Below are 21,084 nucleotides of genomic sequence, written 5' to 3'. Positions count from 1 at the left end.
TCTTTACCAAACACCAACAGTCTTTACGTTGCATCAAGACCTTATGCGACAACCTGAAGTAAGCACCTCAACAGCTATGTGCTAATGCTTGATCAAGGTCAGCTAAAATATCATCAATATGTTCAATGCCCACGCACAACCGAATGGCTTCGGGCTTAACCCCAACGCTAGCTTGCTCTTCGGTGCTTAGTTGCCGGTGGGTGGTTGAAGCTGGGTGGCACGCCAGTGACTTGGTATCACCAATGTTAACAAGACGCTTGAACAGCTGCAGTTGGTCATAAAACTTCACGCCGGCTTGGTAGCCCCCCTTAATGCCAAAGGTTAGCAACGAGGCTGGTAGCCCACCGTCAATAAGCTGCTGCGCCAAGGCATAATGCGGATGATTATCGGTGCCTGCATAATTGACCCAATCAACGTTCGGGTGTTGCTGCAAATAATTCACCACTTTGGCGGTATTCTCGCAGTGGCGCTCAATGCGCAGCGGCAATGTTTCAAGCCCCTGCAAAATCAAGAACGCATTAAAGGGCGATAATGCCGCTCCGGTATTGCGCAGCGCCACCGTACGCACACGCGCAATAAAGGCTGCAGCCTCAAAAGCTTCGGTGTATACCACGCCATGATACGCGGGCTCTGGCTGGCTAAATTGCGGAAACTTAGCGGCGTGTTTGTTCCAGTCGAATTTGCCGCTATCGACAATAATACCGCCAATAGTGGTGCCATGGCCGCCAATATATTTCGTCAGCGAATGCACCACAATATGGGCACCGTGCTCAATGGGTCGGCACAAAACAGGCGTCGCCACGGTATTGTCCACCACCAACGGAATCCCGGCTTGCTCAGCCACGGCTGCAAGCCCCTTAATATCCGCAATATTGCCCGCGGGGTTGCCAATGGTTTCGCAGTACAGCGCTTTGGTATTGGCGTCGACTAATTTGGCGAGATCTTCAGGTTTGTCACTTTGAGCAAAGCGCACATCGATGCCCAAAGCCGGTAATTGATGCGCAAACAAGGTATAAGTGCCGCCATAAATTTGCGGCGTGGTGACAATGTTGTCGCCGCTGTTGGCCAGAGTAATGAGTGCATAGTGAATAGCAGCCATACCCGAGGCCACCGCTAAACTTGCCACCCCGCCCTCAAGTGCTGCAAGACGTTGCTCAAGCACGTCGTTGGTGGGGTTCATAATGCGCGAATAAATATTCCCAGGTACAGCGAGATCAAATAAGTCAGCGCCGTGTTGGGCGTTATCAAAGGCAAACGCTGCGGTTTGATAAATGGGTACGGCCACCGACTTGGTGGTGGGGTCAGCATCATAGCCGTGATGAATGGCTAATGTGGCTGGGTGCTTCGCTACTGTCATGAAAACCTCACTTGCGTCTGAGCTTATAAATTTTAGATTTAAAAACGTATAGATGTTTAGACGTCCATAATAATTAAACCAATCCATGACGCAAGTGTTTTTTTACAGTTGCTTTAATAATTCCAAAATATCACTGTGCACGCCCGTAGCTGTTACCTCCGGCCCAGCGCCAGGCCCTTGTATAACCAATGGGTTGGTGTGATATTGCTGGCTACGAATAATAAAATTAGCATTGCCCGGAGGTAAGTGTGCATAGGCTGACTGCTGATCGATAGGCTGCAGTCGCGCCTTGGCGATTATTTTCCCTTCAGCTGATTTGTGTACCGAACCGATATAACAAAACTGCGTTGCGTGCGGGTGCTCACGCAAGCGCCATTGCTCAAAGTCTGCGTCAAAAGCTTCTGCTTCACGCCAAAAGTGACTAACTGAACAGTCACGCAAACTAGCGGGAACTAAATTGTGTAGCTGAATATCTGCTAATTGTAACTCCCAACCCGCATCGCGCGCCAAAATGAGTAACTTCCGCGCCACATCCATGCCGCTCAAATCAAGCCGTGGGTCTGGCTCTGTTAAGTGCTGTTCAGCGGCTTTTCGCAGCCAATCCGAAAGCTTATCACCAGGTCTATACTGCTGAAAAACCCATGACAATGACCCAGAAAAGTTACCCTCCATGACTTCAATCGTGTCATGACAGTCTAGGCGTTCGCGTACCGCCTTTTGTATCGGTAGCCCTGCGCCCACAGTGGTATTGTAAAGCCAATAGCGCTGATGTTCGGTTAAGGCGTTGCGCACCTGCCGGTAAAAATTTGGGTGGCTAGAGCCTGCATATTTGTTGGCGCTAATTAAATGGGCGCCAGCCGCTATCCACTGCGGGTAAGCTCGGCTAACGTCTTTTGAGGCCGTCAGGTCAAGCACGACGAGGTTAGAAAACTCCCGCCCCCCCGCCTGAGTGGCTGTGGTAACTGCCGCAATAACGTCTTGCGTGTCGCGCACATCGCGCCAATTGTTTGGTAACGGCCAGCGCCAAAACTGCTTCGAATTTGCTGCGCCAAAAATTTGTACGCCCGCCGGCAAGCGCTTGGCATAATCGCGCAACCAAGTTCCACCAATGTTGCCAAGACCAACCACAATAATTCCTAGTGACATGACTGCTCCAAAAAATAACTTAAAGTGGTGGCATAGTCTGCGGTGTTTTTTATGAAGCCATCATGACCGTACAACGACCTAAAAATATGACAACCGTGACAATCGGGGAGCCTATCAGCAAATTCCTCAAGCACGCTTGGCGGCACTAGTTGATCGCTATCAAAGCCAATCAATAACGTCGGCTGCTCAATATTGCTCGGCTCAATACGGTAGTTATCAAGTGCGGGGCCAAACACTTCAAACAGCTGTCGGGCGCGCGGCAATGAGCGCTGCACAGTGCGTAACCCACGACTTTCAATATAAGCAACCGCGTCTTGTGGGTCGGGGTAGAAGCTGTCCATACCCTCAGCGCTGCGATAGCTCATCATGGCTAAAGCACGTGCCAACTGCACACCACGCTCAGGTTGCTGGGCGGCTTCACCTAGGCGCACAAATTCACGCTGCAGAGCACGCAGCATAACGGCCTGCGCAGTCGGCCGGTGCGCCGCACCAATAATAGCCAAACGCTTAATAGTCAGGGCCTTGTGCTGGGCTAATTCCAGTGCCACTAAGCCACCATAGGAGCCGCCCACCACGGCATGAAACTCAAGCAGGCTATGTTGCTGTAGCGCTGATGAAATAAGCGCGGCTTGCTCGGCAATACTGGTTGGTAATGAGCTAACTTCAGACTCACCGGTGCCGCCAGCGTAGTCCACCTGAACAACCCGGTAGCTGTTTGGATTTACCGCTTCCGCCAAACCTTGCCACCAACCAGTATCGTGCTGGTTAATGGCATTGCGGTCGCCCGAAATACCGCCTAGCACTAATACCAACGGCGCTGACGGGTTAGCGTCACTGGCTCCCCCTAACACCGACAGAACAAGCTCACCACCAGCAACCTTGCTGCGTAATACTTGGCTCATAAAAAAGCCCTCATGGCTAAACATGAGGGCTAATGTAGCGAGTTTATCCGCAAATATCAATATAGACGTTTAGATGTCTATATAAAAATTAAAACTCATTGAGTAGTAAACGCATTTTCATTAATTTTATGCGGGTGTTTTCATCCCACGGGGCACTAAACGAGTGACGTGTTTCAATCCATTTTTCAAATGACCGACGCGGTGAAATGGGCATATCTGGGTTATCCGTCTCTAACGGCTTGTCTGGGCGCCCACCCCACGCCACTTGATACAACTCGGCATTGCGACACAAAAATAGTTGGGCGTGGTGTTCTGCTTGATTACTACTTCGTAACGCTGCAACACCGGCCACTTGACTAAGTTCAACCGCTGGCAGGTCTTCTAAAAAATTATCAGTTACCCACACCAAGTCGTCTTGCGTTTTCATAAAGCGAACCAAAATATCAACGGCGTGATCTTCTAATGCAGCCCCAAAACGGAGTCGTTGCAGCGGCGTTTGCAACACCACGCCATCCGCATTAAATTCGTCCATCAACCAAGTGGCGAGCTCTTCCCACAAATTTTCAGCGTCGCTTAAATTGCCAAATCTATCGGCAAAATAGTTAAATTGAGACTGTAATCGGTCGTGCAAATTCATCCGCTGCTGAGTGCGATACTCGCGCAGTAAAAAGTTATACCGCTCAACAAGTTCGTTAATGTGATCGAGCAGGCTAAACGGTAATTGTTTAGCTTGGCTGTCGTGTATCGAAAGCAGCGCCAGCAAGTCGTCTTTGCCCGCAATAGACCAAGATACCGAAGAGCGAACCCCCATATTGTTCATGTAGTGAATATGCACCGGCGATACACTGCGCAATACCGCATGGGTTAAGTCAGGCACGCTATCGTCACGACTCACTAAAGACACCGATTCAGTCTTGGCGTCAAAAATACAGCGCCACGGGTTTTTTAAATACAGTGAACGGGCAATTTGTGGAATATCGTTGGCCGGAAAGCGCAACTGCAAGTAACTACCTAAATGAGAACGTGAGCATGACTCGGCCAACACTTCGCCATCACCTGACGGCAAAAAGTGATAGTAAATTGTGCGCTCAAAACCAGTCAATTCAGCAATATAATCAACTAATTTTTGTCGGCATGCTTTTAAGCCCTCGTTATCCATTATGGATTTCGGCAATACACTGAGTGCTGAGCGCAAATTTGGCGACGGGTGGCTCGGCAGCAGCTCGATAGCAACCTGCTCCTGTCCAACCGGGTTTAACACCACATCAAGCTCACCCTGTGCGCCCAAAATCTCGTCTGAAAACCATAATGTTTGGCCTTCAAATTGGCGAAACAAATTCCACAATTCATCAGGTAGCCCATGGCCGACACTTTTAATGCTTATCTCAGGGTAAAACTCACCGACCTGTTCTGACACATGGGTTATTTGACCATGTTGGTTGGCAATAATCATAGCGCCGTAGGCTTGTATAGCCCCGCTTAAATGCAACTGTTCTCGTTCACAGGCTGCAATAAATCCACGTTGACTAGTGTTCATTTTTACGTCCTTGTTGTAGGCGAATGATAAAGTCTTCAGTGCTTAACGGCCGGGCCAAATAATAGCCTTGGGCGTAATCGCAGCCCTCTTGCTGTAACCATTGAAGTTGCTGCTTGGTTTCCACACCTTCGGCTACAGTGCGAATATCCAGTGCTTTTGCCATAGCCAAAATAGCACGCGAAATGGCTTCATCGTTGTTTTCTAGGCCAAGGCCATCAACAAAAGACTTATCAATTTTCAACTCCGCTAGCGGCAAGCGCTTCAAATAGCTCATGGACGAATAGCCCGTGCCAAAATCATCAATACTCAATTGAATACCGGCATTACGCAGTCGCTCAATATTGCCAAGTTCAGAGTTTCGCTGCGACACTAAAGTGCGTTCAGTTAGTTCCAGCTGAATCATGAGCGACTTCACCTGATATTGGTCAAGCAAGCGCAGAATAAGATCGACATAGCTTTCGTGCTGAAAGCTTTTTGGCGACACGTTAAGTGCCATAACTGGGTAGTCCACACCGTCTTTTTGCCAACGCGCCAATTGTCGTATCAACGCTGTTGCCACATAAAAATCCACGTCGACAATTAAGTTACTTTGCTCGGCCACGGCAATAAAATCGGCCGGGCTTACTTGCCCTAGCTTCGGGTCTTTCCAACGCAATAAAGCTTCCGCTCCAATAATTTCGTCAGGGTTCTTCACTGAAAACTTTGGTTGAAACTCTAAATACAGCTGCTCTTTTTGTAGCGCTTCTCGCAATGCGTTTTCCATGCTTGCATGGCGCATCAGCTGCGACTGCAACTCTTCTTTGTAAACTTCGTAACGATTACGACCGTTTTCTTTGGCTCGATACATGGCCGTATCTGCAGCCTTAACTAGCGTGGTGGTATCCAGGCCGTCGGTTGGGAAAAACGCAATACCAATACTTGCACTCATAAAGTGCTTGCGCCGACCAATAATAAACGGTTGGCTCATCACATCGAGCGTTTGTCGGGCAATACGCTCGGCCGCGGCCATGGTGCTATCGGCAATGACTACGGTGAACTCGTCACCACCAAGGCGCGCAACAGTGTCGGTTTCACGCGCTACCGTTTTTAACCGCTCTGCCGCTTGAATAAGCAAATCATCGCCAGCGTCATGCCCTAGTGTGTCGTTCAAAGTTTTAAAGTTGTCTAAATCAATGAATAACAAGCCAACTTCAGATTGATTGCGCTTGCCAATCTCTATTGCGTGCTCTAGTCGATCATGAAACAACGTACGGTTAGGCAGCCCTGTTAAACTATCGTGCGTAGCTAAATATTCGGCCTTTCGCTGTGACTCTTTTAAGTTCGAAATATCGGCAAACACCGCAACAAACGCAGATTTTTCCGAGTCAGCGGCTTGAATACGGTTCACTGTTAACCACACCGATAAGGTATCGTTGTTGCCTCGCCCAATCGTTACTTCGCCTTGCCAAAAGCCTTCGGCATCTAGCGTGTTACGTAGGTTATTAGGCCCTTCGCTTTCACGTCCAAGCCGTAACAGGCTCCAAAAACAGGTGTCTTTTGCCTGCTCTTCGTCGCGCCCGGTAAGTTTTTCAAAGGCACTATTCACGGTTTGAATCAACGCGTTTTCGTCCATGACGACAATAGCCTCGCCAGCTTGTTCATAAACACGCGCTGCAATTTGTAATTGCTGCTCTGCCTTTTTGCGCTGGGTAATGTCTTCAGCTTCGTTAATAAGTGCGTAGGCCTTGCCTTTATCATCGGTTAACGCTTGATGTACCATGCGGTAAATACGGGTGTTCCCCTCACTATCACTGTAACTGTGCTCACATATTTGCGGCTGACGCGTTCGCACGGCACGCAAATCGTGTTCCCACACCGAACTGGCAAAGTCATGGGCAAATACATCAAAGTCGGTTTGTGCCAAAACAGCTTCTTCGTCGCGCTGAAAAGCCTCAATAAAGCGCGGGTTTACATACGAGTATGTACCCGATAAATCTTTCATCGCCAAAATAATGGTCGTGTTCGACATAATCTGGCTGAGTTGCTGTTGCGACTGCCGCAGCTGTTCTTGAGCACGGGTAATATCGCTCACGTCAATCAACGTCACCAACACCGCATAAACGTCACCAGCGTTATTTAAACCGGGCGTTACCGTTACCTGTATAACGTTTTCGCCGTCACGCACCATCACACTTTGGGTATCAGCCTCGGTAAAGACTTTTTCAAACAATGCTGTGCTGTCATTCCGCAAATAATTCGGTAGCTTTAGTGTTGCAAAGTCGCGACCTATCGAATGACCGCGTAAATTTAATAACCGCTGCGCTTGGGCATTAAAACGTAGCAACTTTCCCTGCGCATCAAGTACCAGTAACGGAAACTCTAAAGCATCGTATACATGCTCATATTCATCGTTTAACGCCACTAATTCGGCCGTTTTAACGTTCAATTCTTGGTTTAAACTTATCAGTTCTTCGTTGGTAGCTTGTAGCTCTTCGTTGGCCGCCTCAAGCTCTTCATTGGTGGCTTGTAATTCTTCATTCGACGCTTGGGTTTCTTCGTTTAATGACTGCATCTCTTCATTCGATGTCGCCATTTCTTCCAGCATGGTTTGCAGTTGCTCACGGGTCGCATTGAGCTCGTCGCGTAATACGCTGTCATGATCGTTATCACTGCTTAATAAGGCTTCGGCTTGCGCTTTTGCAGAGGGTAAAAAAGCCGGTAGAATAACCACAGCCAAATGCAAATCGCTTTTCTCACGCACCGGCATAAGCAATAACTGCCAATACTCACCCTTAATGACCTGCACAGTGCCAAATACTCGGCTACCGTTCCAGTCCAGCTGGTTCATAAGTGAAATCAACTCGTCTTTAAATGGCTTGATAATCGCGTTGGTAACCCCCGCGCCAATGTCACTAGGTTCACTCGCCCCAATCTTTTTCTCATTAAAAAACCGTGCAACATCACCCATGCTGCGAATTACCGAACCGTCACGGCGGCAAACAACCATGGCGGAACGTATGTCCAGCAACAACTGATGCAACAATGCAAAATTGTCCTTAGTCGGAATGTCTTCAACGGTTTGCTCAGGTGCTTTACGACTCACTTTCGCGTTTATAACTGAGGCAGCCGCTTGCTCAGACTTCCCGTATAGACGGTCACGGCGGTTCACCACATAAAACAACTCTTCGGCTTGGGTAATACTTTCTGAACGCCCAAGAAACAACATGCCGTGGGGCGCCAAAGCAAAGTGAAACCGCTGTAACACTTTGCGCTGTAGCTTCGGTTCAAAATAAATGAGCACATTACGGCAGGTGACAAAGTCAACGCGCATAAAAGGTGGGTCAGTAACTAAATTATGGCGCGCAAACACCACCATATCGCGAATTTTTTTACTCACCTCAAGGTGCTGGCTGGTTTGCTTAAAATACTTATCAATCATGTAGTTTGGAACTTCGGCCAACGCCCCAATGGAATACACACCACGACGAGCCAACTGCAAGGCTTCTTCGTCTAAATCGGTGGCAAATACTTGCACCTGCAATGGGCTATCATGGCCTGCCGTCGCCTCGGCAATCAGCATCGCAACTGAGTAAGCTTCTTCGCCGGTTGCACAGCCTGCCACCCACACCCGTAAATCATTTTTTTCTGGGTGCTCTTGCAGGTGCTGCAACAATGCTTGGTTAAAACTTTCAAAAGCATCTTTGTCACGAAAAAACGCGGTCACTGATATTAAAATCTCACTGGCGAGCGCTGATATTTCGTCAGGCCGTTCGCTCAACAGTTTTATATAATCACCCACACGCCCAGCACCACTGGACACAACCCGCCGTCGAATACGCCGCTGCATAGTACCCGACTTGTAGCCACTAAAATCCATACTCATGCTGTCACTCAGCATGGCAACAATTTGCTTCATCTGGTTTTCCGCAATGCTTTCGTTGCTGTCGGTATGCATAGTGACAATGCTAGGCATGTGCTTGGCGATATCTTTGGGGCTCAAAACCATATCTGCGCAACCAGCATCAATCGCTGACTGTGGCATGCCTGGGTACTTCGCGGTATCTGGTTTTTGTACAATAGCAACGCCGCCTTCGGCCTGAATAGCACGCAGCCCAGCCGTGCCATCGCTACCCGTGCCCGACAGCACAACGCCAATGGCCAAGTCATGCATTTCTTTTGCCAGCGTCGTGAAGAACTTATTAATGGAAGGTTTTGGCGAAACCTCAGGAACAGCTGGGGTTAACTCGATGCGGCCGTCTTTAAAAATCGCATTGCTGTTGGCGGGAACCACATAAATAGTCCCTTGGCGTGGTTTGGTTGCACGTTGCAGGCCAATCACTGGCAAATCTGTTTCACGTGATAATATTTCAGGCATCATGCTTTTGTGGTTGGGCGACAAATGCTGCAACACCACAAAACATGCAGGAATACGTGTATCCAAATGGCGAATAAGCTCGCTAACAGCTTCTAGCCCACCGGCTGATGCCCCAATACCAACCACCAAAGTGTGATTTGCTTGCGCACTCATGCGTTGTCCTTAATTGCTTCGTTATTATATTTACGTGCATTCCATTCGTTTAGCCTACACTGATTTTAGTATAAGCTATGCTGAAAATTAACACGGAGTGACTCGCAACCATGCCTAGTTTCGATATTGTTTCTGAAATCGATAAAGTTGAACTAAAAAATGCGGTGGACAATGCAACTCGCGAATTGACCACTCGCTTCGATTTTCGTGGCGTTGAGGCCACCATAGAACTCAACGATTTAACTGTGACACTAACTTCTGAGTCTGACTTTCAAGTGCGTCAGCTGCAAGACATTTTCAATAACCATTGTGCCAAGCGAAATATTAGCCTGGCCGGTATTGATATGCCGGAAGAGCCAACACACAGCGGTAAACTGTATAGTCTTGCTTTAACCTTTAAGCAAGGCATTGATCAGCCGCTAGCCAAAGAAATCACCAAGAAAATAAAAGAAAGCAAAATCAAAGTGCAATCGTCTATTCAGGGCGACAAAGTACGGGTAACTGGCAAAAAACGTGACGACTTGCAGCAAACCATTGCGCTGCTGCGTAATTCGGACATTGAGCTACCGTTGCAGTTTGAGAACTTCCGCGACTAGGCTATGTCGGCGTCTGTATGCCCGTTATGCCAAAGCACGAACACCTCGCTGCTCGATACCATGCAGCGAGGCCCGTTAGCCGGCCGCGAATATTGGTATTGCCCAAACTGCCAACTTATTCACGTACCGCAGCGTTTTTTACTCGATGCAGTGGCTGAAAAAGCCATTTATGACTTGCATGAAAACAACCCAGGCGACCCGGGTTATAGAGCCTTCTTATCGCGCTTGTTTACGCCATTAAGTGCGCTATTGCCGGCGGGCAGCCAAGGCTTAGATTTTGGTTGCGGCCCAACTCCGGTGTTAGCTGAAATGTTCCGCGAGATAGGGGTTCGCTGCACAACGTTCGATATTTATTACGACAATGAGCCGACCAGGCTTCAACAGCAATATGACTTTATTGTTTCGACCGAAGTTGTTGAGCACCTTGCAACACCAGCAAAGGTTTTTAACCAATTGCTTGCCTGTTTAAAACCCAACGCCCTCATGGGCATTATGACGCAACGCTGGGACAGTATTGAGCGCTTTAAACAATGGACGTATCGCAACGACCCAACCCATATTTGCTTTTTTCATGAACAAACGTTTCAGTGGTTGGCGCAAAAGTTTGGCTTACAGCTGACTATTTACCCCCGAGATGTGGTAATTTTTCAACAATCTATTTCAGGTTAATACAGGAACCAACACATGACGGAACATTGGCACCAACGCCGCTCGGGTGGCCCTTCAAATCGGCCAGGTGATTTACGTACGCCATGGCAACGAGATCGCGCGCGGGTGCTGCACTCTGCGGCCTTTCGTCGATTACAGTCGAAAACCCAGATCATGAACGTTGGTGAAAATGATTTCTACCGCACGCGTTTAACGCACAGTTTAGAAGCCGCGCAAATTGGTGCGTCACTAATAAATCAGTTACAACACGTGAGCAGTGCCGCGCACGCCGAATTATTGCCCGACTTAAACCTCATGGAAACACTCTGTTTAGCGCATGACATTGGCCATCCACCGTTTGGCCATGGCGGCGAAGCTGCGTTGCATTTCAAAATGCTCAGCTCTGGCGGCTTTGAAGGCAACGGTCAGACATTTCGTATTGTCGGTAAACTTGAGGCGTATCATCCCGAGCATGGCATGGACCTAACCCGTCGCTCGCTGCTGGGGCTACTCAAATACCCAGTACTGATGCCCGAATTAACCGCCCCTGATCATCTGACTAAACCCGGAAGCTTGGCAAAGTGGAAGCCAGCCAAAGCGCTATTTGCTTGCGATGCCGACCTCTTAGACTGGGTGTTGCAGCCGTTAAACGACAGCGACCGCGAATTGTTCCAGCAGGTTGACACACTCAGCCAAGCCCCTTGGCAAAAATCAAAGTACAAAGCGCTTGATGCGTCACTGATGGAACTAGCGGACGACATTGCTTACGGCGTGCATGATTTAGAAGACGCGGTCGTTACCGGTACCTTAAGCGAAAGCCAATGGCATGCGCATGTCGACTCTGTCATTGATGCTCTGCCAAGCGGCCTAGCCGAGCTGATGCAAAAGCTGGGGCAACAGTTGTTTGGACGCGAGCACCATCAGCGTAAAAACGCAATTGGTGCGCTCGTGAACATTTTTGTGACCGCGGTACGCCTTGAAGAAGTATTGCCGCAAGCACAAGAGCCGTTAATTCGCTTTAATGCAACCTTGCCAACCGACGAAGCGTTTTTGTTAAAAAGCCTAAAAGACGTGGTGTTTGAGCATGTCATCAATGAGCCGTCTATTCAGCAGTTACGCTACCGCAGCCAAAATATGCTACTCGATTTATTCACCGCGCTGCATACCGAGCCGCTGCGTTTGCTGCCACGCAATACCCGTGAACGCTGGCAAAAAGCTCAGCACGAACAAGGTCAAGCAGCTGCCGACCGTATTCTGTGTGACTACGTGGCTGGCATGACAGATGACTATGCTGAGCGCATGTACCGTAACTTATTTGTGGTTTAACCAATCAATCAGCTCAGCTATAGGCAATGGCTTACAGAACAAGTAACCCTGCATAAAGTCACAGGCATAATTGTTCAGGTAGTCGCGCTCGTCTGAGGTTTCCACCCCTTCGGCAACAACCGTCATACCCAACTCAGCAGCCATGGTTAACACGCCGCGGGTTATGGCGGCGTTGCGACTGTTGATGTGAATGTCTTGTACGAAAATACGGTCTATTTTGAGTTTCTGGGCCGGAATCATATTCAAGTAACTCAAACTGGCAAACCCAGTACCAAAGTCATCTAAAGCAATTTCAATACCTAAGTCACGTAACTTATGCATCATTGCCAAAGAGGCGGTGGTATCGCGCAGCAATACGTTCTCAGTAATCTCCGCTACCAATTGCCCCGGTTTTACGCCATACGCACGAACTGCCTGCTCAACCGACGATAGAAAATCGTCACGGTAAAATTGCATGGGCGAAAAGTTGACGCTCACTTGACCAACACCGTGCTCACGCAACTGCGACAAATCACGACAAGCTTGCTCTAACACCCAACGGCCTATCGTCACAATTTGCCCTGTGCGTTCAGCTAACGGAATAAATTCAACCGGCGAAATATAGCCTTGTTCTGGGTGTTTCCAGCGCACCAAGGCCTCGGCCGCCACCACTGCACCAACATTGTTAACTATCGGCTGATAAAACACCTCAAATTGTTGTTTCGTTATGGCTTCTTGCAACTGTGTGCGCAGGGTTAATTGTTGCTGTGTACCTAAATCAAGCTCTGGCGAGAACCACTGATAAGTACCACTACCCAGGCGTTTCGCTTCATACATGGCCACATCAGCAAACTGAATCAGCTCATTGGGGTGGCTTGTCGGTACATCACTGCTAGCAATACCGATAGCTGCCGACAGCGTTACCTCGGCGTCTTCGTACACAAAAGGCGCGTCAAACTGCGCCAAAATGGTTTTCACCAAAGCCACGACATCGCTCGGTTCAGTGATGCTTTGCACCACCGCAACAAATTCATCGCCACCAAAGCGCGCAAGCATGTCTTGCTCAGGAATCGCTGCGCGCAGACGCTGTGCCGTTTGCTGTAAAATATGGTCACCACATTCGTGGCCTAAACTGTCGTTAACTGGCTTAAAGCCATCAAGATCAATAAATAACACATAAACCAGCTTGGTTTCATGCAGGCTTGACTCATACAAATAAGTTTCTAACGACGACCGATTCGCAAGCCCTGTTAATACGTCATGCGTTGCTTGGTAGGCCAATTTTTCTTCGTGCGCAATACGCGCTGATATGTCGCTTTGTAAGCCAACATAGTGAGTCACTTCACCATGACTATCGCGCACTGGCGAAAGGATTAGTTCGTTCCAAAACGGTGTCCCGTCTTTGCGGTAATTACGAATAGTGCAACGCACTTCACGCTTTTCGCGCAGCGCATCGGCAATTTTTTTCGTGGCGTTGAGGCTAGTTCCCGGCCCTTGTAACATGGAGCAACTGCGCCCCAGCATTTCTTCGGCTTGGTACCCTGTAATGGCACTAAATGCAGGGTTTACATAAATAACCGGAAATCCCTTTTTGCGAGCATCGCTTATCACGACACCGTTCGTACTCGCCTCGACACTACGGTCCAAAATTTGTAACCGTTCCTCGTATTCGCGTTGCTGAGTCACGTTTTTGGCAATGCCATGAACACCGGTAATTTCGCCATTAATAATTATCGGCATATTGGTAATTTCAATGCGTTGTAGCTGCCCGCGTTGATTCAGCACGCCAATTTCATAATGTTGAGGTTCCCCACGCTTGGTCGCTTCAAAGTGCTCTCGCGTCCGCTGTTTGTCTTCCTCAAGCACTACCAAATCATAAGGCTGCCCAACCATTTGTTCGGCTTTAAATTCAATTAAGCGTTCGGCGGCCGCATTTAAGCTCATAAAATGCCCTTCAAGATCAAGGGTAAATACGGCCTCTGGGTTGTAATCAAACAACGACAACGTATGTTGCTCACTGCGCTCGCGCTCAACCCGATCGCGATGCTGTGTAATTACCAAAGAAATGAGCTCGCGGCTGCGGTCTATTAACTTCATGTCTGAAATGCTAGGCGTTCTAGCAAGTTTGGAATATAAAGCAAAGGTACCGAGCAATTGTTTTTCTGCAGAAAATATTGGAAATGACCATGCGGCGCGCAGGTTGTATTGCGTTATCAGTGGTACGAATGAGTCAAAGCGTTCATCACAGTACATGTCAGCGACAATAACCGGTTCACCCAATGCAGCTGCGGTACCACAGGCACCAACGCCATCGGCTATGGATAGGTTCTGTAAAGCCAGCCTAAAAGCCTGAGGTAATCCGCCTACAGCTTCAGCATTTAAAACAGTTAATGAGCTATCGGCAATCATGACCGACGCAAAACTGTCTTGAACTTGGTGCTCTACGAGCTCACAAATATCACTTAGCTTTTCTGACAACGGTCGGTTTTGGGCTAGTGCCCGCAAGGTATCATATTCAGCATCAATAAAGTCGTGCAGAAAATTTCGCTGCGCCCTAACTTTCAACCGTAAACGCCACACCAACGCAAACGCCACAGCAACGCTTAGCGCTAATACAGCAATTATTACTATGTATACCCACACACCGTTTGACATACAGCGTCCTGTTGAGCGCTATTCATTACTTTGATGTACCACCGAAAAACTGCTTCAGCAGCAGATGTACAATCACTATATTCGTAATTTTCTAAATGATCGATCAGTTTTAAGGTGTACGGCCAATGAATTTCACCGTTTGCCTCAGCAAAGTATCGGCTGGGTAAATCAGGGCTTGTATACTGTAGGCGTCGCGCTATGTGCGCTGAGCCTAGGCGCGCCCCATTTAAAACATAAAGCATACCGGCTACGGTGCCTAACGACGGCGTTAGAGTTCGTTGAATTTCTAACTGAATATCGTCCGGCAACTGGTATGGCTGAGTATTGAGCCGCTCTAAATCATCGTTTAAGGCGGCCACGCGAGAAGCTAACTCAAGGTGGCTAGCATAAGTTGAGAGCAACTTCGCAAGGTGCCCTTCAAGCACTGTTTGTAGGGGGTGTAACCAGGCTAAGGTATTGGCATAAGTCGTGGCGGTTAACTCTGGTTGTAACAGCCGTGCCATCATCGGGTGATGATCTAACGCTTGATGCATTGCGTGAGTATTTTCACGCAATGCGGTTAGTAATTCATGACTCAAATTGCACTCCTTGTGCCAATTCGAAGCTGCGCAAGCGCGCTTGGTGGTCATAAGCATGGCAAGTCAACATAACTTCGTTAACGCCAGTAGCGGCGACAAAGTCGCGCAGGTATTGATGCACCTGTTCAGCGGTGCCGCTAGCGGTATACTTTAACGCATGATTTGCAGCAGCTAAAGCCATGGGATCAACCTGCTGCTCAATATCATCTAGAGGTGCAGGTAATGGCCCTGGGGTACCTTGGCGTAATGCAATAAATTGCTGCTGCATGGAGCTCTTCAAGCGCTTTGCGGCTTGCTCTGAGTCCGCTGCAAATACGTTTACCGCCGCCACGGCATACGGCTTGTCGAGATACTTGGACGGTTGAAAGTTGTTACGGTAAGCCTCAAGTGCTAACTGCAAATAATCGGGTGCAAAGTGCGAAGCGAACGCATAAGGCAGGCCCAAACGAGCGGCTAGCTGAGCACCAAACAAACTTGAACCCAATATCCAAACTGGCACCTGTGACCCCATGCCAGGTACGGCTTTAATTGTTTGCTCAGGTTTGGGGTCATCTAAATACATGAGTAACTCTTGCACGTCAGCTGGAAAACCGTCCGCGCTGTCGTAAGTGCGACGCAAAGCACGCAAGGTGGCACCATCGGTTCCCGGTGCGCGGCCCAAGCCCAAGTCAACCCGATTTGGGTATAACGCCGCCAAGGTACCAAATTGCTCAGCAGCGATTAGCGGCGCATGATTGGGCAGCATAATACCGCCAGCGCCAATGCGAATGTGTTGGGTTTGACTACCAATATAAGCTAAGGCAACAGCGGTCGCGGCACTTGCGATGCCTGTCATGTTGTGGTGCTCAGCCATCCAAAAGCGGTGATAACCCCAGTTTTCAACATGCCGAGCCAAGTCAGCCGAATTCAATAATGACTGCCGAGCGTCACTGCCTTCGGTTATCGGCGCTAGATCAAGTACCGATAGTTTCACTTTATTCGCAGGTTGTAACATCATGACTCCTTAAATACTGCCAAACGCAAACAGTCGTCAACTGCGCGTAATTTGCGTACCATGCTACCAAATTATCAGCCTGTTTACTTAAGAGACATGACTTACCCGAAAAATATAAGAGGACAGCAGCTATGCAGTATTGGCTTATGAAAACCGAACCCGACGAGTGCAGCATTGATGATTTTGCCGCAACACCGGATCAAGTCATTCGCTGGGACGGTGTCCGCAATTACCAAGCACGCAATTTCATGCGAGATATGGCCATTGGCGATGAGGTTTTTATATATCATTCAAGCTGCGCAAAAATTGGCATTGCCGGTATTGTTCGCGTCACTCGTACAGCTTACTCAGACCCGACTCAATTCAATCCCGAATCAGCCTACTTTGACAAGCGCAGCAAGCCAGACAACCCACGATGGGATGCCGTCGACTTAAAGTTTATGCGTAAATTTGCGCGAATTCTCACCCTTGATGAGCTTAAGAACGTGGCCGAATTAGCCGACAGCCCACTGATACAAAAAGGCAATCGTTTAAGTGTCATACCTTTTTCAAAAGTTGAGCGAGATAGTGTTTTAGTTAAAGTTTGATCGAATAGCTTGTAAATGCGAATAATTTGCATTTATACTCCACCCCCTAAATTTTGTTCGACTTTTGGGGGAAATTCGATGCAACGTTCTATCTTAGCAACCGCACTGCTCACGGCACTGGGGTTGCAACTGTCTGTCGCGCATGCTGAAACTGCAGCAACAAATAGCAGCGACGATAATATTGACGAAGTTATGCAAATTATTGGTAGCAAGCAAGATGCGCAAAAGCTACCAGGCTCTAGTGCTGTCGTTGACGCAGAACAAATTACCATTGAAGCCAACACCGATATTAACCAGTTATTGAAAACCGTACCTGGCGTTTATATCCGCGAAGAGGACGGCCAAGGCTTGCGCCCTAACATTGGTATTCGTGCTGCCTCTGGCGGTCGCAGCAGCAAAGTCACCCTCATGGAAGACGGCGTTTTAATTGCGCCATTACCGTACGTTGACCCAGCCGCATACTATTTCCCAGAAGCTTACCGCATGCACACCATTGAAGTACTCAAAGGTGCACCGCTTCTGCGTTACGGCCCGCAAACAACGGGCGGCGTGATTAACATGATCACCACCCCAATTCCGCAACAAAACCGCGGCAAAATCACCACCAAGTTTGGTGAGCACAACACTCAAGATATTCACGCATACTACGGTGGCCGCGCCGGTGATTTCGGCTTCTTGATTGACACTGTGCAGCGCAGCAGCGATGGCTTTAAAGACATTGACCGCAGCAGCCGTGATGCTGGCTTCGATATTGAAGACTATTTAGTAAAACTTAGCTGGACTGGCGAGCGCCAAAGCTTATTGGCCAAAATGCAGTATTCAGAGCAGGTGTCTAACGAAACCTACGCGGGTTTAACTGACAAAGACTTTGCTGAGAACCCAAACCGTCGTTATGGCTTGTCCGAAATTGACCAAATGGACAACCAGCACAAAAGCTTTTCATTAACCTACAGCTTAGACTTAACCGATGCGTCGCGTTTAAGCGCCATTGCCTATCGCAATGAGTACCATCGTGACTGGTTCAAAACCAGTACCAGCTCATTCATTAATGCAGCGAACGCAGGCGACGCCCAGGCCCAAGCTATTTTAGACGGGACTCTTGACGTTCAAGACCTAACTTATACTCACGGCGACCGCACATATGAGTCATATGGCGTTGAATTGAATGTCACCACCTTGTTGGCAGACCACACCCTAAATGTCGGTGTGCGTGATCACAACGACTCATTAGACCGTTATCAGCCAAAAGAAGTGTACGACCAAATTAACGGTAGCCTAGTGTTTGACCGTATAATTGAACCCACCGGCGGTGACAACCGCTTGGAAGGCGGCGATGCTCTTAGCTTGTGGGTAACCGACGCTTGGCAAGTTACCGATGCTTTATTAGTGAACCTAGCGTTACGCTATGAAGACGTCGACACCTACCGTCAGCAGTTCGCAACGCCAGAACGCGCGGACACTCCAAGCTACCGCTCGAACAACACTCAAGAATGGCTGCCGGGCGCGTCATTTACCTATGACCTAAACAACAACTGGCAGGTACTTGCCGGTGTGCATCGCGGCTTCTCACCCATTGGTGGCGGCGCAACAGAAACTGACGAACCAGAAACCAGCACGAACTACGAAGCGGGTGTGCGTTACAGCAACGACTGGTTTGTTGAAGCCCTCGCGTTTCGTAGCGACTTTAACAACCAAGCCGAAGTGTGCTCGTTAGCAAGCCCATGCAGCAACGGCGCTACCTCAGGTACATTTGTGACCGGCGAAGCCGTAGTACAAGGCTTAGAGTTCCAGGCGGGCTACGAATGGCAAGCCGGTGAGTTTAACTTGCCAGTGAACTTTAACTACACCTTTAGCGACGCTGAAATTAGTGCCACCAACCCAGTGACTGGCGTGCAAAAAGGCGACCGTTTGGCCGATATTCCAGAGCACACCATGAGCTTACGTGTCGGTGTTGAGCATGACTCAGGCTGGAACCAGTACGTGGTTGCAAAATACATGGACGAAACTTGTGTAAGCGTTGGCTGCAACAACAACACCAATGCCTTTAGCTACACCGACTCAGTATTTGTGGTGGACTTGATTAGCCGCTACCCACTGAGCAACCAGGCCACTGTATTTGTGAAAGTAGACAACCTATTTGACCAACAACGCATTGTTTCACGCACACCACATGGCGCGCGCCCGAACAAGCCACAAACCGTGTCATTAGGTTTAGAATACAGCTTCTAATATAAGCCGTAACAGCCACGCTTAATGTAATTTTAAGCGTGGCTTTAAACGGCGATTCAATTTCTGTACCAAAATAAACAAGATGGTTTTGAAATAGCCATGAACCGCCACTTGATGCATTCGATACAAGCTTTTATACATAACTCGTGCTAACCAACCTTCAACCATCATGGCGCCACGCGTTAAATTTCCCATTAAGCTGCCCACTGCTGAATAACTTGAAAGCGATACTAATGAGCCATGATCACGGTATACAAAATGACGCAATGGTTGTTGTTTCAGCATGGCAACAATATTTAGATAGGCACATTCAGCCATTTGATGCGCAGCCTGCGCACGCGGTGGCACCCGAGAGCCGTCAGCTTGCTCTACCGCCGCACAATCGCCAATGACAAATATTTGGCTATGAGTTGTACTTTGCAACGTTGGCCTAACCACAATTTGATTTGCACGGTTTGTTTCAAAACAACCAAGTTGAGCCAAAAACTCCGGCGCCTTTACACCCGCTGCCCATACTTTAATGGTTGCTTCAATAAGCTCTCCAGACTGCGTCACTAGCCCCTGTTCAGTGGCTTCAACTACGGGAGTTTGCACACGCACTTTCACACCTAAGTTAATTAACTCTTGCTGGGCTGCCGCGGCAATTCGTTCAGGTAACGCAGGTAAAATACGTGGCCCAGCCTCAACTAAGGTAATTTTCAACTGACTTAACTGAAAGTCAGAAAAACCGTAAGAGCGAATCAGTTCTGCCGATTTATATAGCTCAGCAGAAAGCTCAACTCCCGTCGCGCCACCACCTACAATCGCTACATTAAGGGGACGAGGGTATTTTTCTGCCTGCAACGACAAAAATGTGTTCATCAGTTGATGATGAAAGCGGGTCGCTTGCTTAACACTATCAAGAAAAAAACAATGTTGTTGCGCACCCTTGGTGCCAAAGTCGTTGGTCACTGACCCAATTGCCAGTACTAAGTAGGTAAAGGGAATGTTTCGCGCGGCGACAATTTGTCGGCCCTGATCATCGTTTATAGCTGCAAGATTAATCACACGCTTTTCATGATCAATACCACAGAGCACACCAGGAAGAAAATTGAAATGCGCGTGCGCTGCCTGAACACGGTAATCCACACCATCAATATCTGCATCAAGAGCGCCAGCAGCTACTTCGTGTAACAAAGGTTTCCAAACGTGAGTCAAATTTCTGTCGATTAAAGTTACCGAAACATGCGCATCATGCTTATATTTTCGGCCCAGCTTTGTGACTAACTCTAATCCGCCTGCCCCACCACCCACTACGACAATGTGTTGCGTTTCCATAATTTGAACTGTTGACCAACTTGAAACAAAAGGAGGCCAAATTATACGCGCCCATCGGCGAGTACACTAGCATTCCGGCCACATTTCTTCCTGCGGTACAAGGCATCGTCGGCTAATTTCAGCAAGTCATCCGCGCGACTGGCGTGCTTCGATAAAACTTTCGCAATGCGTTGTAAGCATTTGTCGCCCGCACTATGACCGTAGGTGTCGTTAAAGTCTTTAAAGTGGTCAATATCGAAATAAATTAAAGCTAACACATGACTGGCACGCTGCGCGCGTCGCACTTCCTTTTTCAGCGCTTGGTCAAAATAGCGCCGATTGGATAACTGAGTCAGTTCATCAGTAATAGATAACTTTTCGAGTTTCGCCATAGCCTGATTTAACTGTGCTGTGCGCTCTTGCACTTTTGCGTCAAGCAGTTGGTTTAATGCCAGCAGTTCACGTTGTGGGTCAAGAAAGTCGGTTAAATTGTGGGCCGTACCCCAAATGTGAGTCACCTCATTTTGTTCATTCAAAATGGGCACAAGAAACGTACGAAACACAAATTCTTTGTTGTCGTGCAGTACACGCTGTTCAAATTCAATGGGTGATTTTGACATTAAACAGTCGTAATAACCACTTAGCAGTTCAATAGAATAGCCCGGCCCACGCACTAAATCAGAAAACCGCGTACCGGCAACCTAGCGTGGGTCAAGAGCCAGTGCCGAGGGGTTCGCAGTAATCATT

15 protein-coding genes are annotated in these 21,084 nt (G+C 48.5%); 5 read left to right on the top strand and 10 right to left on the bottom strand.

Translation table 11 applies throughout. From position 1 onward, the window contains the following. Positions 1-67: 67 nt before the first annotated feature. The 5 genes from BM334_RS09215 to BM334_RS09195 form a co-directional block, all read right to left on the bottom strand. Positions 68-1,357 carry an O-acetylhomoserine aminocarboxypropyltransferase/cysteine synthase family protein gene (locus BM334_RS09215; RefSeq protein ID WP_092841040.1) on the bottom strand — a complete coding sequence of 430 codons (1,290 nt, stop codon included), beginning with the start codon at positions 1,355-1,357 and terminating at the stop codon, positions 68-70. A gap of 102 nt (positions 1,358-1,459) precedes the next feature. Then, positions 1,460-2,503: a hypothetical protein gene (locus BM334_RS09210; RefSeq protein ID WP_092841038.1), complete on the bottom strand. Its 1,044-nt coding sequence runs from the start codon at positions 2,501-2,503 to the stop codon at positions 1,460-1,462. After that, the gene (locus tag BM334_RS09205; RefSeq protein WP_157981871.1) at positions 2,494-3,405 is read right to left on the bottom strand and encodes an alpha/beta fold hydrolase; all 912 of its coding nucleotides are present in this window, start codon (positions 3,403-3,405) and stop codon (positions 2,494-2,496) included. Before BM334_RS09205 ends, BM334_RS09210 begins: the two co-directional genes overlap by 10 nt. Positions 3,406-3,493: 88 nt before the next feature. After that, a complete protein-coding gene (locus BM334_RS09200; protein ID WP_092841034.1) occupies positions 3,494-4,942 on the bottom strand; it encodes a GAF domain-containing protein in 1,449 nt (482 codons plus the stop codon). Next, a complete protein-coding gene (locus tag BM334_RS09195) occupies positions 4,932-9,449 on the bottom strand; it encodes an EAL domain-containing protein (protein ID WP_092841032.1) in 4,518 nt (1,505 codons plus the stop codon). The genes BM334_RS09200 and BM334_RS09195 overlap by 11 nt, the downstream gene beginning before the upstream one ends. Positions 9,450-9,559: 110 nt before the next feature. Between BM334_RS09195 and BM334_RS09190 the strand changes: the two genes are divergently transcribed. From BM334_RS09190 to BM334_RS09180, 3 genes are read left to right on the top strand one after another with little or no spacing between them, the layout of a single operon-like run. Beyond that, positions 9,560-10,045, top strand: coding sequence for a YajQ family cyclic di-GMP-binding protein (locus BM334_RS09190; protein ID WP_092841030.1), 486 nt, complete (start codon positions 9,560-9,562; stop codon positions 10,043-10,045). Between the two features lie 3 nt (positions 10,046-10,048). Further along, positions 10,049-10,714 carry a class I SAM-dependent methyltransferase gene (locus tag BM334_RS09185; protein WP_198677354.1) on the top strand — a complete coding sequence of 222 codons (666 nt, stop codon included), beginning with the start codon at positions 10,049-10,051 and terminating at the stop codon, positions 10,712-10,714. Between the two features lie 15 nt (positions 10,715-10,729). After that, positions 10,730-12,019 (top strand): anti-phage deoxyguanosine triphosphatase, encoded by a 1,290-nt coding sequence (locus tag BM334_RS09180; protein ID WP_092841027.1) that lies wholly within the window; start codon positions 10,730-10,732, stop codon positions 12,017-12,019. Here BM334_RS09180 and BM334_RS09175 read toward each other — a convergent pair. Genes BM334_RS09175 through BM334_RS09165 form a run of 3 tightly spaced genes read right to left on the bottom strand, consistent with a single transcriptional unit; the run spans position 12,005 to position 16,228 of the window. After that, positions 12,005-14,653, bottom strand: coding sequence for a sensor domain-containing phosphodiesterase (locus BM334_RS09175; protein ID WP_092841024.1), 2,649 nt, complete (start codon positions 14,651-14,653; stop codon positions 12,005-12,007). The genes BM334_RS09180 and BM334_RS09175 overlap by 15 nt on opposite strands. Continuing rightward, positions 14,626-15,231, bottom strand: coding sequence for a biliverdin-producing heme oxygenase (locus BM334_RS09170; RefSeq protein WP_157981870.1), 606 nt, complete (start codon positions 15,229-15,231; stop codon positions 14,626-14,628). Before BM334_RS09170 ends, BM334_RS09175 begins: the two co-directional genes overlap by 28 nt. Further along, entirely contained in the window at positions 15,221-16,228 is a 1,008-nt protein-coding gene (locus tag BM334_RS09165; RefSeq protein ID WP_369678468.1) for an LLM class flavin-dependent oxidoreductase, read from the bottom strand. The genes BM334_RS09170 and BM334_RS09165 overlap by 11 nt, the downstream gene beginning before the upstream one ends. 128 nt (positions 16,229-16,356) lie before the next feature. On the opposite strand from BM334_RS09165, the gene BM334_RS09160 reads away from it, so the two are divergent. Both BM334_RS09160 and BM334_RS09155 read left to right on the top strand, forming a co-directional pair. After that, the gene (locus BM334_RS09160; RefSeq protein WP_092841020.1) at positions 16,357-16,812 is read left to right on the top strand and encodes an EVE domain-containing protein; all 456 of its coding nucleotides are present in this window, start codon (positions 16,357-16,359) and stop codon (positions 16,810-16,812) included. 78 nt (positions 16,813-16,890) lie between these two features. Next, a complete protein-coding gene (locus BM334_RS09155) occupies positions 16,891-19,041 on the top strand; it encodes a TonB-dependent receptor family protein (RefSeq protein WP_092841018.1) in 2,151 nt (716 codons plus the stop codon). 21 nt (positions 19,042-19,062) lie between these two features. On the opposite strand, the gene BM334_RS09150 is transcribed toward BM334_RS09155, so the two are convergent. Then, positions 19,063-20,358, bottom strand: a complete 1,296-nt coding sequence (locus BM334_RS09150; protein WP_092841016.1) for an NAD(P)/FAD-dependent oxidoreductase — start codon at positions 20,356-20,358, stop codon at positions 19,063-19,065. Positions 20,359-20,399: 41 nt separating this feature from the next. Further along, entirely contained in the window at positions 20,400-20,957 is a 558-nt protein-coding gene (locus BM334_RS12915) for a GGDEF domain-containing protein (protein ID WP_126801832.1), read from the bottom strand. Between the last annotated feature and the right edge of the window lie 127 nt (positions 20,958-21,084).

The sequence above is a fragment of the Pseudidiomarina donghaiensis genome, from assembly GCF_900116895.1.
Lineage (GTDB): Bacteria > Pseudomonadota > Gammaproteobacteria > Enterobacterales > Alteromonadaceae > Pseudidiomarina > Pseudidiomarina donghaiensis.
Note: the sequence above shows the minus strand (reverse complement) of the source record. Positions and strands in the feature narration are given on the sequence as shown.